We start from the raw sequence: 18,493 nt of genomic DNA, 5'->3' as shown, positions 1-18,493 counted from the left end.
ACAACACTAATAAATAAGTAGGTTATTTACATGAGTCAACAGTTTGTATTCTGGCTCTCTATGCTGATTCCTGGTAGTGGACACCTTGCACTACGTCGAATGCGAGAGGCTTTATTTGGGTTCTCTATATTGGCTTTAGAGATATTGGTTTTTATTCAATTCACCCTTCCTAACTTCCGTCTTTTAGCTGTCGAACAACCTAATGGAAAAATCACTATTGGCGCAGAACGCTTTGTCGATGATTCTTTCCTTATCATGGTAGGTTCAACCGTTGGCGCAATGATGATCTTAGTCTTTTTCGCATTGCATTACGCTTTTGCTCGCGATGCAAAAGACGTAAAACGACAAATAGATGAGTCTGGTTTTGCGATTACCTTTACTGAAAAAGTACGTGGATTATCACACGAAATCGTACCTAATCTAATTACCGCACCTAAATTCATATTGCTGTTTGTGTTTGCTCTACTGCCTGCGATCGTTTCCATTGTCGTGGCCTTTACTAACTTCAAACGCCCTGTTTTACCACCAGCGTTTCTTATTGAGTGGAAAGGCTTCACCAACTTTGAGCGTTTATTTACTAACGAACGTACTGCTGCTGCATTCCAAGAAACCTTATCTTGGACATTAACTTGGACTTTCTGTGCTTCTGCCCTGACGATTGTTCTAGGTACAGTTCTTGCCGTTGTCGCTAATAATAAACACATCAGAGGGAAAAAATTCTTCCGTACTGTGTATATTTTACCTTGGGCAGTTCCTGCTTTTTTAACTATTCTTGTTTTCCAACTTTTCTTCTCAAAGATTGGTGGAATGAACACTATGGTTATCCCATTTTTCACAGGTAACGAGTACGATGTAAGCACTGCCATTGGATTCTTCCTAAACGCAGATTACGCCAAAATCACCATCATCTTAATTCAAGCATGGTTAGGCTTCCCTTACGTATTTATCTTAGTGACAGGCGTATTACAAACTATCCCCGATGACTTATATGAAGCGAGTGCCATCGATGGTGGTAATGCATGGACCAACTTCTTCGACATCACTCTACCCTTGATATTAATAAGTGTTGCTCCGGTATTTATTACTCAATTTACCTTCAATTTTAATAACGTCACCATCGTTTACATGTTAGGTGAAGCAACAGTTCAAACGGTGGGCTCAATCTACAAACCACTCGATACGATTTCATCTCTTGGTTTCCGCTTAATGATGGATGCTAAATACAACGAAGCGGCGGTATATACCTTAATCACCAGTACTGTTGTTGGTGCCGTGGTCTTGTATTCATGGTTGAAAGCGGGTGCCTTTAAAAATGAGGAGGTGATGTAATGGACAAAGCAATCCCTTTAGCACGCCAAATCAAAGCGAAACGTTTTAATCGTCATGTCATCACTAAGAACATGGGTGTGGCTTTTTGTTATGCGTTTTTGATCTCGATGGCAGTGATCATTCTATACCCGATATTAGTGACATTAATGAGTGCGTTTAACGTCAGTAACTCACTGTACTCTACGTCGTTCTTCCCTGAAAATTTCAGTTTAACGGAGAACTTTGTTCAACTTTTTAATGATACGCCTTATTTAAGCTGGTATCGAAATACCTTCTTAGTGTCGATAATCACCATGATCCTCTCTACGTTTATCGTGACAATTTCGGGATTTGTTTACTCTCGTTATCGCTACCAATCACGTAAGAGTGCATTAATGTCATTACTGATCATTCAAATTATCCCATCAGGAAGTGGCTTAATTGCTCTGTATGCGATTGCGAACTCTATCGGTATTTACAGCTCGGCCAACGCCACACTTTATACGTATATCTTTATGATCCTCATCTACACCACAGGTGGCATCACAATGAATACGATTTTAATGAAGGGCTACTACGATTCGATTCCTCGCGCATTAGATGAATCAGCAAAAATTGATGGTGCAACTCAAATGCAGATCTTCAAAGAAATACTGTTGCCGCTAGTCAAACCAATGATCATGGTTATCGCTATCTTCTGTTTCTTAGGTCCAATTGGCGACATCATCATGCCTAAGTTCCTGATTGCAAGTATGGATTCAGAAGCAAAAACACTGGCGGTTGGCCTTATGGGTCTTATCAATAATATTAAAGAATCAAGCTACAACGTATTCGCAGCAGGCGCGGTCTTAGCAGCAATTCCGCCTGTTATCGTTTTCTATAAATTTCAAGATTATATCGTGGGCGGTTTAACGTCTGGTGGAGTAAAAGGCTAATGAGCAAAATTTCATTAAGAAACATCAATAAAAAATACCCAAATTCTGATACCTGCTCGGTACGTGATTTCAATCTCGATATTGAAGAAGGGGAATTCATTGTTCTTGTAGGCCCATCGGGCTGTGGTAAATCCACCACACTACGCATGATTGCAGGCTTAGAAGACATTACTGATGGCGAATTCATCATCGATGGTGAAGTGGTAAACGATGTTAGCTCAAAAGATCGTGATATTGCGATGGTATTCCAAAGCTACGCCCTGTACCCACACATGTCGGTACGTGACAACATTGGTTACGGCTTAAAATTACGTAATTACCCAAGTGATGAGATCAAAAACTCGGTTGATAATATTTCTGACGATTTATTTTTAAAAGAGTACCTAGAGCGCAAACCAAAAGAGTTGTCAGGTGGACAGCGTCAACGTGTGGCTTTAGGCCGTGCCATGGTTCGTACGCCTAAATTGTATCTAATGGATGAGCCATTAAGTAACTTGGATGCGAAATTACGTACTACTACACGTACTGAAATTTCTCGCATGCACAGAGCTAAGGGCGCAATCACTATTTACGTAACCCATGATCAAGTTGAAGCAATGACCATGGCGGATCGCATCGTATTAATGTCGATGGGTGAAGTTCAGCAAATTGGGTCTCCAAAAGAGTTATTTACTAATCCTAAAAACTGTTTTGTAGCGACTTTCATGGGTATGCCATCAATGAACCTTATTGAAGGAACCTACGAAGGCGGCCAATTCATGTGTCACTCCTTCACTATTACCTTAAATGAAAGTGACCAACAGATCCTAAACGATGCAGGCTACAACGGAAAATCTGTCACGTTAGGTGCTCGCTCTAGTGCCATTCGTTCTGGCAAAAAATACCGCGATGCATTCCCTGATTGCTGTTTTGAAGTCACCGCACTTAACAGCGAATACTTGGGCGATGCTATTAACGTGTTCTTTAATGCAGCTCCAATGAACATGTTTGTGGGCACATTAGGCACTGGCGAACCAGATGTTGAGATTGATGAAAAAATCACCTTAGTTCTCGACAATACCAAGCTGCATTTCTTTGATACTGAGACGGAAGAATCCATAAAGTATTCAATCAAATCTGCTGAATTTAAGAAATAGAACACAACCACTTTTATTGCCCTCTCGTCATTGAGGGCAATAAATCATGCTTTATAGAACATACTCACACCGTAAAAAGGAGTCACATTTTGAATTTTCGCGGCCAACTTCAACGCATTCACGACTATATGCTTCATATTGCAGTCGCTGTCGTTATTTTCATTACCGGTTTTATCATTGCTTACAGCAGTCTTCCTAAGCCATCGTTTGACTACTCAACCTTTACTGAGCAGCAGCAAAATTTTAAACAATGTGTGAATAATGATGAGTTATTTGCCTCAGCACAACAGTTTGAAAATGACTATTTAACGCTGCCGCTAGAAACCATTAATACCCAATACAAAGCACTGCGTGATCAGATCCCAAGTGATTGTGGCTCGTTTCATGTAGAAAGCAGTTATGAACAACTGCAAGAAATGGCATTACCTGTATTAGCTGAAGCCCAGCGCTTTTATGGCACTCAAAACGTAAAAGCCGTGAATGCCGTATATACCACGCCTTCTCAATACAACGCCCTACTTACGCAACCTCAGCCTTATCTGTTTTTCATTTCTGATAATGAGCAAGAACGCATTGCGGCATTCAAAGTAACACCGACCAAAGATAACGTTCAAATTACATCACTTTGGGGATACGAAGAGAGCCAAGATCTCGCGTATACCCAAGGTGAAGTGCAAAAACTGTTACTCGTTTATAACGAAATTAAAAGCTAACTATAAACTCCCTCGTTAACTTATCACCTATGCGTGAATAAAATAAACACGGGATAACATTTGATATTTAATTGTAAGGTTCACATGAAAATCTCTCTTTCTAAAGCAAATTTTCGCGATATGGATCGCCTTGAAGAATCGAACTACCTACTAACGAATGGATTAGGCGGTTATTCTTCTCTTACCCTTGCTGGCTCTTGCAGTCGAAATGATCATGCGTTGTTTATGGCAAGCCTTGTTGCACCAAACAATCGCTTTAATTTTATTCGTCATTTAGATGACCGTATTACGTTACCGAGTGGCGAAGCTCACCCACTCTCTTCGCAAGCCAATGTAAATCCGTATGATACTGTGGACTCAACACTGCTGTTTGATAATTTCACTCAAACTCATCTTCCAGAATTTACTTATCGTATCCGTGGTATTGAAATCACCAAAACGATTGTGATGGCCCAAGGGGTAAACCGCCTTGCGGTTAAATATCAGATATTCAATCCGTTGAAACAAGCATTTACGTTGAATGTAACACCAAAATACCACTTCTGTGCAAAAGGACAGAACCTATCAAGACAGCAAGAATTTACGCATCAAGAAGGTAAAATCAGCAGTAACGGTCAAGCTCTCACCTATCGCCACAATGGTGCTGATTCAGCATTAGAGACCCCTCGCTATGAGTCAGGTCTTTACTTCTCTTATGATGCTCGCGATGGTCGCCCTGCGACAGATGCACAAATGGCACTTCACACTATGGTTTTTGTTGGTACAGAAACAAGTGAACAGTTTTATATTATTTTTGAAGCAGAAGAAAAACGCGCCATTTCTCTAGAGATGCAATCTGTCGATGACATGATCAACGCTGAAATTGAACGCCAACAAACCTACATTGAACACTCGAAACTACACAGTATTTTTGGACAGCAACTAGTTCGTGCCAGTGAGCAGTTTGTGGTAGATCGTGACTCAACAGAATCAAAATCCATCATTGCGGGCTACCCATTCTTTGCCGATTGGGGCCGTGACACCATGATTGCATTATGGGGCTGTAATTTATCAACCAATCAATTTGAAGACGCAAGACAGATCTTCCGTACTTTTATCCGTTACGAACGCCGTGGTGTACTTCCTAATCTTTTCCCTGAAGCTGGGGTGGAGCCAATGTATAACACCATTGATGCCTCGCTACTCTTCATTGTTAGCTTATATGAATATTACCAAGCCAGCGGCGATCTAGAATTTATCCGTGATGAAGCATACGAGTGCATGACTAACATTTATCAGCATTACCGTAACGGTACTGACTTTGAAATTAAAATGCTTGATAACGGCTTGATCAGCGGCGGCAGCGGTTTTGATCAGCTGACTTGGATGGACATTCGTTACGGCGATATCGTACCAACACCAAGGCACGGTTGTGCAGTAGAAATTAACGCCCTTTGGTTTAATGCATTATCTATTCTTGATTTCTTTAATCAAAAACTGAACAAACCAATGCCAGAATTACCTGCACTGGTAGAGCAAGTAAAAACCACCTTTAACGATGAGTTTTACAACAAAACTGGTTATTTAAATGATTGGATTAAAGAAGGTGAAGTAAACCAACAAATTCGCCCAAATCAAGCTTATGCCGTTGGCCTTCCTTTCCCAATATTAAGTCAAGAAAGAGCACGTTCGGTCATTCTTACCATTTATAAAGAGCTATATTCACCATTGGGTTTACGCTCGCTTGCAATGAGTGATCCTGAATTTAAAGCCGTGTGTACAGGCTCGCATTTTGACCGAGACATGGCCTACCACCAAGGCACCGTTTGGGGCTTTATGATTGGTCAATTTTTAATGGGGATCTTACGTCAATTCCCACAAGATAAAGACTTAGTTCGTATTGTGGAGCAGTTTATTGAGCATAACCAAGATGGCCTATACGAAGGCTGTATTGGTCAATTGGCTGAAATCTATGATGGTTACGCACCAAGTCAATCTCGTGGTTGTTTCGCCCAAGCGTGGAGCGTCAGTGAAGTATTACGCGTCGTGAAATATTACGAAGAAATACACCAAAAATAGAATTTCATATTTAAATAATTATACCAACCTGAGTGGCTATTACGTCAGATAGTTATTCGGGTTGGTACTTTCATTAAACGGTATTAATCATGATTACAAAAGCAGCGATTTATCATAGATCTCACTCAAGTTATTCTTATACTTATGATAAAGAAACACTTCATTTACGTATTCGCACAGCAAAAGGCGAAGTCAATAGCGCCACATTACGAATTGGTGATCCATACGATTGGACATTCGGTGGCGGTGGCGGCAACCTAAATGCAGAAGATGCAATGGGTTGGAGTGGCGGCGAAAACTTTGCTATGGAAAAAGAGTGTGAAACAGAATTGTTTGATTACTGGTTCTGCGAAGCACAACCCCGTTTTTTCCGTGCTCGTTATGCTTTTATTCTTGAAGGTGAAGAGAGCGAAAAACTGCTCGTTACTGAAAAACAAATTTTCACCATCACCGATGATGCAGATCCAGTATTAAGCCAATTACTTAATTTTTACTGCTTCCCATACATGAACCCTATCGATGTATTTACCCCACCACATTGGGTAAAAGAGACAATTTGGTATCAAATATTCCCTGAGCGTTTTGCCAATGGTGATCCCTCAATCTCACCGAGTAATGCACTTCCTTGGAGCTCTGAAGAGCCAAAAACCAACAGCTTCTTTGGTGGTGATTTACAAGGCGTCATTGACCATCTGGATTACCTGCAAGATCTTGGTATTACTGGTTTATATTTCACCCCAATCACTCAAGGCAAAACGAATCATAAATACGATACTGTTGATTATTTAAACGTTGACCCTGCCTTTGGTAACGACGACACGGTAAGAACGCTAATTGAAGAAGCCCACAAACGTGGCATGAAAGTCATGTTAGATGCCGTATTCAATCATATTGGTGCCGATTCTCTTCAATGGCAAGATGTCATCAAAAACGGCAAAGATTCAAAATATATTGGTTGGTTCTATGTTGAACAATTCCCACTCATAGACGAGTCTAAAAAAGATCAACACAGTAAAGAATATCTCAACTATCGCGCCTTTGCTTTTGCGCAAAACATGCCAAAGCTAAATACTGAGAATCCAGAAGTAATCGAATATTTACTTGAAGTCGGTCGCTACTGGGTGCGTAATTTCAATATCGATGCGTGGCGTTTAGATGTCGCCAACGAAGTTGATCAACGCTTCTGGCGACGCTTCCGTGATGAGTTAAAAGCAATCAAACCTGAGATCTATATTTTGGGTGAAGCGTGGCATGACTCAATGAATTGGCTTGCTGGCGACCAATTTGATGCCGTGATGAACTACCCATTGTCCGATGCAATGATTGGATTTTTTGCTAACGGAAATCTAAGTGTTAATCAGTTCAAATATGCAATAAATGATGTAAATACTAGCTACCCTATTGCAGTCAATGAAGTGGCGTTTTCATTATTAGATAGCCATGATACGGCTCGTATTCTTCATCGTTGTTCTGGTAATAAAGACAAAGTAAAACTGGCCTATTTATTCCAATTTACTCATAGCGGTACACCTTGTATCTATTATGGCAGTGAAATTGGTTTAGATGGCGGGCCTGACCCATTAAATCGTAAATGCATGATTTGGAATGAAACTAAGCATGATATGAACATGAAACATCACATTATGCAGATCATCAAATTACGCAAACAACACCCAGCTCTACGAGCTCATCACATTAACTGGTTAATGAGTGATGATGAAAAGCAATGCCTTATCTATCAAAAAGTCTTAAAAGACGAGTGCATTACCGTGGTTATGAATAACAGCGCCAACACGGTTGATATTACTCTACCTGATGTATTATCGAATCGTAATGTCACTGATATTTATAACAATACTGCTTGCAAATTAGAAGAAACGTTAACATTGGCACCCTTTAGCTTCGCCATGTATCAAAACGAGAAGTAATCACTAGATATCAAATAGTAAGCCACATAAAATAGCTCTTTCTTATTCAAGCAAAGAGCTATTATGTTTAAATTAATGATTCAATTCATTCAAGTAGCTAAAACTCAAAACGTCACCCAAGCCGCGAATAACCTCTGTTTAAGTCAACCGACATTGAGCCACAATATGCAGAAGTTAGAAGAGAAGCTGGGTAGCAAATTGTTTAATCGTAACTCAAAAGGGATCACCCTAACCTCCAGTGGTGAGTTACTTTATGAGCAAGCGAAAATGATGCAAAACCTGTATGAAAATACGCTCAATAAATTAGAAAAGAACAAACTCAGACACCAGACCGAACTCAAAATTGGGTGCGGTGATGCGTGGTGGCATTTATTTATTCGTGATTGCGTACAAGAATTCAGAGACACTTACCCCCACAGTAATATCTCGGTTGATGTTGGTAATCATCTGCAATTAATGAACTTATTACTCAGTGATGAAATCACCATTTTTGTCGGTCATGAAATACTCGGCCTAGCACAATATGAAGACATATTATTCCATCCTCTTTTTCGATGCAGTGAAGAAGTCTATGTAAGAAAGGGGCATCCTTTACTTGAAATTAACTGCAGTAATGAAGATATTGCTCGTTTCCCTTCCGTTGATTTAGGCGCATCAAAAAAACGATATTCACATTTAGTTCAAAAACAAAATGAAGAGTTAAACTCATTTCAAAAGCGTCACTATTTACAAGAAAAGGTTATCTATAATACCAACTCACTGTTGACTGCAATTGATTTATTACAAAACAGTGATGCTATTTTGCCTTATCCAATTACAATGAGAGATTATTTTGCTGGGTTTGATCTCGTACCTTTACAGATGAAAGAGTGTTTTAGTAAAGCAACGATTGGCGCATATCTACATAAAGATAAATTACAAAATAAACAAAGCATTGAACTATTAGAACAATTCAAAGAATTAATTAAAAATAATCCTCTAATCAATGGTGTGTTTTAATTTTACTCTTCATCCTTAACATATAAAAAAGGAGATCATATGATCTCCTTTCTAGTTTCTAGTTTCTAGTTTCTAGTTTCTAGTTTCTAGTTTCTAGTTTCTAGTACAAACTAGCGCAATTCAATGGCTCGTCAAATTATACTTTAAAGCGTGATAACGACGTTTGTAGCGTCGTCGCTAACTGCGCTAGCTCAACACTTGATTGTGCTGTTTGCTCTGCACCTAATGCGACTTCACTTGCTGATAAACTCATGCTTTGAATATTACGGCCAAGTTCTTCTGTTACTGAATCTTGCTGGCTACACGCACTCGCAATTTGAATCCCTGTATCGGCTACTTTCATCATGGTTTCTTCAATCATTTGGATTGATTGACCCGTTTGAACACTTTGCTCTACACAAATACGAATTTTTGAACAGCTTTGATCCGTTGCATTTTTAGCATGTGCTGCACTTGCTTGCAGTTTCTCAATGATCTCAACGATTTCGCTAGTTGAAGATTGAGTACGACCCGCAAGAGAACGAACTTCATCCGCAACCACAGCAAAACCACGACCTTGCTCACCAGCACGTGCTGCTTCAATCGCTGCGTTTAAGGCTAATAAATTTGTTTGATCAGCAATACCACGGATAACCTCAACCACAACACTGATGTTGTTTGATTCACGCTCTAACTCTTCAACCAACTCTCCAGCTTGTTCAATATCACGAGAAACCACTTGAATCTGTTCAATGTTCGACTGAACGTCTTGGTTGCCTTGTTTTGCTTCTTCTGAGGCTTCTAGAGCAGACGTAGAGGCGGTTTCTGTATTATTTGCCACTTCTGCTACGGTTGCTTTCATTTCTTCCATTGCAGCAGCTACCGTTGTAATATCAGATTGTTGCTGTTGCATACCACGTGCAGATTGCTCTGAAATCGCACTCATTTCTTCTACAGCTGCAGACAGTTGAGTTACCGCTGAAATCGTATCTTCAATAAGAACACGTAACTGATCTTGCATTTCAATATTGGTATCAGCTAATTCACCTAGCTCATCATTACCAATGTCATTACGCGCAAGACGGAAAGTTAAATCACCAGCGGCAATCGCTTTAGACTGCTCAACCACTAAATTTAAAGGACGACAGATTTGGCGTGCTAAGAAGAAAGTAATGAAAATCATGAATGCAATTAAAGCAGTAAATGATACTTTCGTTGCTGTCGTTACACTATCAACACTTCCCATAATTCTAATGCGGTTATTAGCAACAAACCCCAGATTAATATCAATCAATGCATCCATTGCTGAACCAACAGAATTAAAAGCATCTAATGAGCCAGATAAAACTTGTTGGGCTTTACGTAAATCTCGTTCTTTTACTGATTGATTAAAACCTGAAAGAATATTTGAGTAATTATTCCAAGAATTCAATACATTATCGAAAACTCGACGTTCATCACCGCTGCCTACTGTCGCATTATAGCGATCAAGCATTATTTGAATTTCTTGTTTCGTCTTTTCTTGACGACCAAATAATGCTTTTAAACTATCATCATATTCAGGATATGTTAACGATGCGTATTGACTACGACGTAACACTGACATTTCAAAGTATAAATTCTCTACCGAGATCACACTTGGTACAGTAGAATCAGTAAAATTAATAACTTCCGATTCTACTTTATTTAATTCTTGTAATAGGAAAATAGCAAACGCTATCATCACTAAAGCAATTGCTGAAAATACAACGGCAATTTTGTTACGCACTGCTAAATTTTTATAACTCATGTCTTTGACAACCTTTAGATAGTTCTTAATAACTCATCCATGAGTGTTATTTTATAGAGAAATTTGCTTAACTCTTTTTGCCTTATAACGACAAATCGACGAGAAAATAAAATAAAAACCTATAAAAGTCACATAATTTTATAACCAGCCAAAATGTAAATACAAACAATGCATTGTGATTAAAATAGAGATAGCAAACCATTGCTAAATTAAAGATGTGATAAAATGAGTAAGCTGTGATTTATTAGGTTAATTAATTACTCATTTTATTTTGAAAAGCATCACAATTTACTTTCTAGTTAGCTCAACAGTCAAAATAATACCGCCAATAGATCATTAATAAGACGATAACTCAGTAAAATAAATTTTAATTTTTTCTTCAAATAATGATGTTTGACCACTAAATATCATCAAAATGTCATTACACTTAAAAATCAAGCGTGATACTCATTCTAAATAATTTACTTTCGATACAAAAAAAGGAGATCTAATGATCTCCTTTCTTAGTTATACCAATACTGGTTTAACGCCGTTTTTATTACACTTTAAAGCGTGATAAAGACGTTTGTAGCGTTGTCGCTAATTGCGCTAGCTCAACACTAGATTGTGCTGTTTGATCAGCCCCTAATGCCACTTCACTTGCAGATAAACTCATGCTCTGAATATTACGACCAAGTTCTTCTGTTACTGAGTCTTGTTGGCTACATGCACTCGCAATTTGAATACTTGTATCTGTTACCTTCATCATCGTTTCTTCAATCATTTGGATTGAATTACCCGTTTGAACACTTTGCTCTACACAGATACGGATTTTAGAACAACTTTGATCGGTTGCTGCTTTTGCATGTGTCGCACTTGCTTGAAGTTTCTCGATAATTTCAACAATTTCTGTCGTTGATGATTGAGTACGGCCCGCAAGAGAACGAACTTCATCCGCAACCACGGCAAAACCACGACCCTGCTCACCAGCACGTGCCGCTTCAATTGCTGCATTCAATGCTAATAAGTTTGTTTGATCAGCAATACCACGAATAACTTCAACCACAACACTGATGTTGTTAGATTCACGCTCTAACTCTTCAACCAATTCACCTGCTTGTTCGATATCACGAGAAACCACTTGAATTTGTTCAATGTTAGATTGAACGTCTTGGTTGCCTTGTTTTGCTTCTTCAGACGCTTCTAGAGCCGACGCAGAGGCCATTTCAGTATTGTTAGCAACTTCTGCTACCGTTGCTTTCATTTCTTCCATTGCAGCGGCTACCGTTGTAATGTCAGATTGTTGCTGTTGCATACCACGCGCAGATTGCTCTGAAATCGCACTCATTTCTTCTACTGCTGCTGATAACTGAGTTACCGCTGAAATAGTATCTTCAATAAGCTCACGTAATTGGTTTTGCATTTCAATATTAGTATCAGCTAATTCACCTAGCTCATCATTACCAATCTCTTCACGTTGAAGACGGAAAGTTAAATCACCAGCAGCAATCGCTTTAGACTGTTCAACCACTAAATTTAGAGGACGACAAATTTGGCGTGCTAAGAAGAAAGTAATGAAAATCATGAATGCGATTAAAGCAGTAAATGACACTTTAGTTGCCATTGTTACGTTATTTACACTGCCCATAATTGAAGTTCGATTGTCTGCTACAAATCCTAGGTTCGCTTCAACTAATTTATCCATTGCAGCACCAACTTCTTCAAATTGACGGAATGAATCAACTAACTCAGCTTGAGCTAAAGATCTCTCACCATCACTAATTTTTTGAGTAAAACCATTTAAAAGACGTAAGTATTCTTTCCAACCATTATTAACACGATCAAATACACGACGCTCATCAGCACTTGCTACTGTCGCTTCGTACTTTGCAAGATCAACTTTGATATCATTTTTTTGTGAAGACAAAATAGACAATAAACCAGGAAGATCTTTTTCTTGATAGGTTAAAGCCGCATATTGATTTCGACGATAAGCATTCATCTCAAAATATACGTCTTCAACAGATAACACACTTGGTACAGTAGAGTCAGTAAAGTTAATCACCTCTGCTTCTACTTTGTTTAATTCTTGCAATAAGAAAAAGCCAAACGCGATCATCACTAATCCAATGCCAGAAAAAACAACGGCAATTTTCTTTCTTACTGCTAAATTTTTGTAACTCATGCTTTACACCTTTAACTAATTATTAATGACTCGTTCCATGAGTATTTACGATAATAAGAATAATTTTTAACGCTTTGAATCTATATCGGCCGGATCTCAAAAACATGAAATAAAAAACCACAAAAATCACACTAATTTATAACGTGCGGTACGTTAAAAATCACAACAAAAAGTTAGTAAGAAAAAGGAGTTATCAACATTCGAATGGCAGATGTAAAAAATGAGCAATTCACTAACGCATTGCGCTAATCAATTACTCATTTTAATTTAATATAATGTTAATTTATTTCTTGATTGGCTCAATCGTCAAAATAATACCGTCAACAGACACAACATGGACTAGCGTACCCTTTGGAATATCTTGAAAACTTTTTGCAGACCAAGTGGTATCACCTAAAACAATTCGACAAGAACCGGCAATAATGTCTTCTTCCAAACGAGAAGTTTGTCCAATTAATTGCTTATCTTTTTGGTTCAATGCTCGCTTAGCATCCGAGGTTTCATCTTTTTTATGCTGATATCTCCACCACAACCACGTTGCAAAAAGAGAAAATACAGCAAAACTCACCCACTGCAATTGCCAACTGAGTGGAATAACGGCATACAATACACCGACAGTTACGGCGGATAGTCCTATCCACAAAAAGTAACCCGCAGTTCCTAGTAACTCACCAGCAAGTAGTAATAAACCAAGAGTTAACCAATGCCAGTGATTCATTTGTTCAAAAAATTCCATTATGAACTCCTATTTAGAACCCTCTTTGTCTACTTTAAACATTTCAGCAATACCTGCAACTGATCCCATTAAGCCCGATGCTTCTAGAGGCAGCATAATAATCTTGCTGTTTTCTGCTTGCCCTATTGATTTTAGTGCCTCGGTATAACCTTGCGCAATAAAGTAATTTACGGCTTGCATATCACCTTTAGAAATCGCTTCTGATACCATTCTTGTTGCATTGGCTTCTGCTTCAGCCGCACGTTCTCGAGCCTCAGCTTGAAGAATTGCCGCTTGCTTATCACCTTCAGCTTTTAGTACTGATGCTTGTTTATGGCCTTCTGCTTTTAGGATCTCTGCTTGACGTACCCCTTCCGCTTCTAAAACATCAGCACGCTTGTTACGTTCCGCCTTCATTTGAGCATTCATCGCCGCAGTTAGATCCGCTGGTGGTTGCACATCTTTAATCTCAATACGCGTGACTTTTACGCCCCACGGGTTGGTTGCCGCATCGACAATAGCCAATAGTTTCACGTTGATCATGTCACGCTGGCTTAGCATTTCATCAAGCTCCATAGAGCCCAACACAGTACGCATGTTCGTTAATGTTAAATTACGAATAGCATGTTGAAGATCACTCACCTCATAAGCCGCTTTTGCAGCATCAACCACTTGCACAAAACACACGGCATCGATCGTTACATTGGCGTTATCTTTTGAAATCACTTCTTGTGCAGGAATATCTAATACCTGCTCCATCATGTTTATTTTTTGACCAATCGTATCAATAAATGGAATGATCAAATTCAAACCGGGTTGTAGCGTCTGTGTATATCGACCAAATCGTTCTACTGTCCAATTGTGACCTTGAGGAACGGTTTTTACACCAAGTGCAATTAATATGAGTACCAGAAATACCAGTACCCCAATTGTTATTAACGTATCATATGTCATTATTCTTTCTTCCTTGTCTAATTGATAATTATCTAAATATATCCGCATCTTACAAATAAATGTTTATTTTTCAATCATACCTAACTTTATTATAAATGTATGGGCACATTCGGCAGTATTAATGAAAAATAAGACTACCTCTTACGAAATAGTCTTATTTAATTGCAATATAAAATGTAGAGGTAACTAAATATTAATATTTAACTTGGTAATTAAGCGTATAGGTTCGTCCACGGCCTTTGTAATCATAAGCCGCTGCATCATAATGGCTAGAATATAGAATTTGAGCTCGTTGGCCCCATGCCGTTGTATAGTCTTTATTAAATAAATTTTGAATACCAAACCCTAAACTACCCACTGGTAACTCATAACTACCAACTAAATCAAACACGGTATAACCAGATAATTCGTTATCATCCGCATCTTTATAATCAAACATCGTCTGGCTTTGAACTTTAAGCGCAAGATCGGATTCATACCATCCTACCCATGAACTGGCTTTTGATGTACTTGCTTCACCCGCACTTAAATCGTCCCACTTACCGTCAGTTTGAAGCTCTGAAATAACATAATGACCTGAAGCCCCTAGTTGAATGTTATCCATCACCCAATAAGAAACTAATGCTTCTGCACCATAGACACGTTTTTCATTATCAACATCTTCAATTAGCAATGTCTGCTTATTGTATTTAACCGATTTATCCGATTGTGAAAAATACGCTGCTGTTTGAAAACTTAATGCATCTTGTTCAGTTCTAAAACCAATTTCATAACTATTGGTTTTAATCCCTGACATTTTTGAACCAGATACATTGATGCTATCTTGAAGCGCATAATGTCCATTGGCATCAACCGCTGAATAACTTCCTTGTCCATAATATTTCGCAGGATCAGCAAGATCGAACCCTTGCGAGAAACTTGCCCACACTTGTGAATCAGAAGTGAGTTTATAGATAGTACCTATATTAAATAAGCCTACAGAATAATTAGTTTCTCCTCCAGGGACCTCATCAGCAGAAGATCCCTTACCTTTTGCAATATTCTTTTGAATTTTATAATCAACAAAATCATCGATCTTATTATTCATATATTGGTAGCGATAGCCCCCTTGAATTGACCAGTCATCCGTAATATCCATATCAGCTTGAATAAAACCGGCGACAGAACCAACTTCAACCCCAGGATAACGTCCAATTTCAGCATAGGTTTTATTAACTAAATTACCTGAATTGTTAGCAATCGTAGGATCAAATAACGCTTGATTACTATCAAACTTATCCATGTAAGCGTCCACACCGTAAACCAAATTCACTTTACCAAACGATTTAGCTAGAGCGGTTTTTAAAGAGATAACATCCGTCGTTTGCTGTGAAGCACCTTGGTAGTATGGTGTATAGGTTTGATCTTCTTTTCGATAAGACGCTTCAACTACAAGTTGATGGTTCAGAAATTCAGAATCGCTATAAGCAGCACTTAGCATGATACGCTCTGTACCGTGTTGGCGATCAGATTCGAAGCCTTTTCGTACATCAATAAACTTATAATTTTTAATATAAAGACCGTAGGGTGAGTCTTGCTGACTATCGTAATATTGCGCTAAAAAGTTAATATTTTTAGTATCAGAAATCGAAACATCAACCGTACTTTGTAGATCTATTGTTTTATTATATTGCAATGAACCTTGAGAGATATCAGGTGTAATGATATCGCCTTCACTATCATAATAGCCTTGTGTTTCGGTATAAACCGCTGATACTCTCGCTGCTACATTCTCTGTTCCACCAGAGATAGATTGTGCCACTTTGTAATCAAAGTCATCACCACCATTCAATCCAGTCGTGCCACTAACATAACTTTCAAATTGCAATTCATCACTGTCTGATTTTTTGGTAATGATGTTTATCACACCACCAGTCGCACCAGCACCATAAATAGAGGTTGCCCCAGAAAGTACTTCAATACGTTCAATATTAAATGGGTCAATCGCATCTAATTGGCGACTAATTGGGCGAGATGATTGAAGTGAGACTCCATCAATCATAACGAGCATTGCACGACCACGTAAGTTCTGACCGTAGTTGGTTCTTGCACCACTACTCACATCTAATGATGGAATGGTTGTTGCTAAAATTTCACCCAGTGTTTTACCACCACGGTATTCTTGTTCAATTTGTTCGGAGTCAACAAACCAAACTGTTCCTGGGATCTCACTGATTGCTTTGGGCGTACGGCTTGATACCACCACCATGGTTTCTTCTGTATTTTTATACGCTTCTGCTTGAGCCGATACTGATACAAAAGTGGTTGCTGCTGCCACTGCGATAGCCACTAATGTGAGCGGATAATTCCCTTTTTTAACGTTCATTTATGTTCTCTTTTTTATATTGATGTTGCACTTAAATGAATACGAATGATAAAAATCCGTATTCAACTATTTGTTAATTAAAAAATAATATTGATTAAAAAATAAGTGTCGATTTACTTACCAAACTAAGCATTTACTAATTCATCAACAACCGATTCAGAAATCCAATCAATCATCCCTTTATCAGAAGTAATGTCGTATATCTCTTTTTCTGATAATCGATTGATAATACTGGCACTTCGCCACGCCATTAAACTGAGTTGAGGTTCGGCAATGCCATGGCTGTGCATGCCCGCATTCACGGCAAATATCTTATTTTTCTTGCTGCCTTTCCATTTCAATTCAAAGTCAGGCGTAAGTTGATAACGCCCCTCGTTATCTAAATCCAATAGAGGAAGGATTGAGTTTAAACAAGCAGGATAAGGGGACTTGAATCCCGTTGCTAAAATAACAATATCCGCTTGATGTATTTCTGACTTTTGACTTAACGCATTTTGTACTTCAAGAGAAAAACCTGATGCTGCTTGTTCTAATTTATCCATCGTTCGATGTGGTAATAAACGCACCCATTTGTCTTCTTTCATCACATCAAAACGGTGATATAGCTCTCGATAGATATCCAATAACGCTAATTGAGTTATGCCATCTGATGTCAATTTCTGAGCAGTAACCTCTGAGTGCTTTACTTCAGGGTTAAGCTGAACAAACGCATTTACATAATCAGGAGTGAAGAATTCATTAGTAAATGAGGCTTCATCAAGAGGCTGGAAATTAGAACGACGAGAAACCCAATCTAATGAAGCTGCCTTACCCCACTTTTCACGTAATACATTTAAGAAAATATCAGCACCACTTTGTCCACCACCGACGATCATGACTCTTTTTCCGGTAAAATCACGATCACGCAATCCCATTTCAGCCGCATGAAAAACGCTTGGTCCTATATGAGGAATTGCGCATTCAGGAATGAAAGGTACTTTACCTGTTCCTATACAAAGGTTCTGCGCTTCGTATATTCCATTGTTCGTTTGAATTTCAAAACTATCACCATTAAATTCGACCTGTTCAACTTCAGTAGAAAACTGAACATTACTAAGTTGTTGAGCAACCCAAGATAAGTAATCAGAAAACTCATGACGGCTAATACAACTAAGCTCGGCTGATAAAAATCGATAAAACTTTTTGTTTTTAACCAAGTAAGATAAGAATGAATAAGAGCTTTCAGGGCATACTGCACTGACTAAATCCTTTAAAAACATGGTTTGCATATTGGTGTTATCAAGTAGTAAACCAGGGTGCCAAGCAAAAGAATCTCGGCTCTCAAAAAACGTCGCTTTGATTTGTTTTTTAGGCTCTAAAAGAGAAGCCACGCTCAGGTTAAACGGTCCTACACCGATACCTGCCAAATCCAATCTGATAGTCATGTTATTATTCTCCATTTAATATTATT

The 18,493-nt window shown here is 38.6% G+C and carries 13 protein-coding genes; 7 read left to right on the top strand and 6 right to left on the bottom strand.

Annotated elements, in window-relative coordinates; all coding sequences use genetic code 11:
- The first annotated feature begins 30 nt into the window (after positions 1-30).
- The 7 genes from BTO23_RS12450 (at position 31) to BTO23_RS12420 (ending at position 9,077) form a co-directional block, all read left to right on the top strand.
- Complete coding sequence (locus BTO23_RS12450) at positions 31-1,329, top strand: ABC transporter permease subunit (RefSeq protein WP_061003491.1); 1,299 nt, start codon at positions 31-33, stop codon at positions 1,327-1,329.
- On the top strand, positions 1,329-2,243 hold the full coding sequence (locus BTO23_RS12445; protein ID WP_061003489.1) for a sugar ABC transporter permease: 915 nt from the start codon (positions 1,329-1,331) through the stop codon (positions 2,241-2,243). Before BTO23_RS12450 ends, BTO23_RS12445 begins: the two co-directional genes overlap by 1 nt.
- Positions 2,243-3,379, top strand: a complete 1,137-nt coding sequence (locus tag BTO23_RS12440) for an ABC transporter ATP-binding protein (RefSeq protein WP_105063669.1) — start codon at positions 2,243-2,245, stop codon at positions 3,377-3,379. Before BTO23_RS12445 ends, BTO23_RS12440 begins: the two co-directional genes overlap by 1 nt.
- A gap of 89 nt (positions 3,380-3,468) precedes the next feature.
- Complete coding sequence (locus BTO23_RS12435) at positions 3,469-4,092, top strand: hypothetical protein (protein WP_170066737.1); 624 nt, start codon at positions 3,469-3,471, stop codon at positions 4,090-4,092.
- A gap of 84 nt (positions 4,093-4,176) precedes the next feature.
- Positions 4,177-6,150, top strand: coding sequence for an amylo-alpha-1,6-glucosidase (locus BTO23_RS12430; RefSeq protein WP_105063668.1), 1,974 nt, complete (start codon positions 4,177-4,179; stop codon positions 6,148-6,150).
- A gap of 89 nt (positions 6,151-6,239) precedes the next feature.
- Positions 6,240-8,078 (top strand): alpha-glycosidase, encoded by a 1,839-nt coding sequence (locus tag BTO23_RS12425; protein WP_105063667.1) that lies wholly within the window; start codon positions 6,240-6,242, stop codon positions 8,076-8,078.
- A gap of 63 nt (positions 8,079-8,141) precedes the next feature.
- Positions 8,142-9,077 (top strand): LysR family transcriptional regulator, encoded by a 936-nt coding sequence (locus BTO23_RS12420; RefSeq protein ID WP_105063666.1) that lies wholly within the window; start codon positions 8,142-8,144, stop codon positions 9,075-9,077.
- Between the two features lie 136 nt (positions 9,078-9,213).
- Here the strand turns inward: BTO23_RS12420 and BTO23_RS12415 are convergent, their stop codons facing one another.
- The 6 genes from BTO23_RS12415 to BTO23_RS12390 all read right to left on the bottom strand — a co-directional run bounded on the left by BTO23_RS12415 (position 9,214) and on the right by BTO23_RS12390 (position 18,482).
- Positions 9,214-10,845 carry a methyl-accepting chemotaxis protein gene (locus tag BTO23_RS12415; protein WP_105063665.1) on the bottom strand — a complete coding sequence of 544 codons (1,632 nt, stop codon included), beginning with the start codon at positions 10,843-10,845 and terminating at the stop codon, positions 9,214-9,216.
- 538 nt (positions 10,846-11,383) lie between these two features.
- The gene (locus BTO23_RS12410) at positions 11,384-13,009 is read right to left on the bottom strand and encodes a methyl-accepting chemotaxis protein (RefSeq protein ID WP_060992054.1); all 1,626 of its coding nucleotides are present in this window, start codon (positions 13,007-13,009) and stop codon (positions 11,384-11,386) included.
- 283 nt (positions 13,010-13,292) lie between these two features.
- Positions 13,293-13,745, bottom strand: coding sequence for an NfeD family protein (locus BTO23_RS12405; RefSeq protein ID WP_061003475.1), 453 nt, complete (start codon positions 13,743-13,745; stop codon positions 13,293-13,295).
- 9 nt (positions 13,746-13,754) lie between these two features.
- Positions 13,755-14,678 (bottom strand): SPFH domain-containing protein, encoded by a 924-nt coding sequence (locus BTO23_RS12400; protein ID WP_061012100.1) that lies wholly within the window; start codon positions 14,676-14,678, stop codon positions 13,755-13,757.
- Positions 14,679-14,871: 193 nt separating this feature from the next.
- Positions 14,872-17,043 carry a TonB-dependent receptor gene (locus BTO23_RS12395; protein ID WP_060992051.1) on the bottom strand — a complete coding sequence of 724 codons (2,172 nt, stop codon included), beginning with the start codon at positions 17,041-17,043 and terminating at the stop codon, positions 14,872-14,874.
- A 125-nt stretch (positions 17,044-17,168) separates the two neighbouring features.
- Positions 17,169-18,482, bottom strand: coding sequence for a lysine N(6)-hydroxylase/L-ornithine N(5)-oxygenase family protein (locus BTO23_RS12390; protein WP_061003473.1), 1,314 nt, complete (start codon positions 18,480-18,482; stop codon positions 17,169-17,171).
- Between the last annotated feature and the right edge of the window lie 11 nt (positions 18,483-18,493).

This window comes from Aliivibrio sifiae, assembly GCF_002954715.1.
In the GTDB taxonomy this organism is placed as follows: Bacteria; Pseudomonadota; Gammaproteobacteria; order Enterobacterales; family Vibrionaceae; genus Aliivibrio; species Aliivibrio sifiae.
Note: the sequence above shows the minus strand (reverse complement) of the source record. Positions and strands in the feature narration are given on the sequence as shown.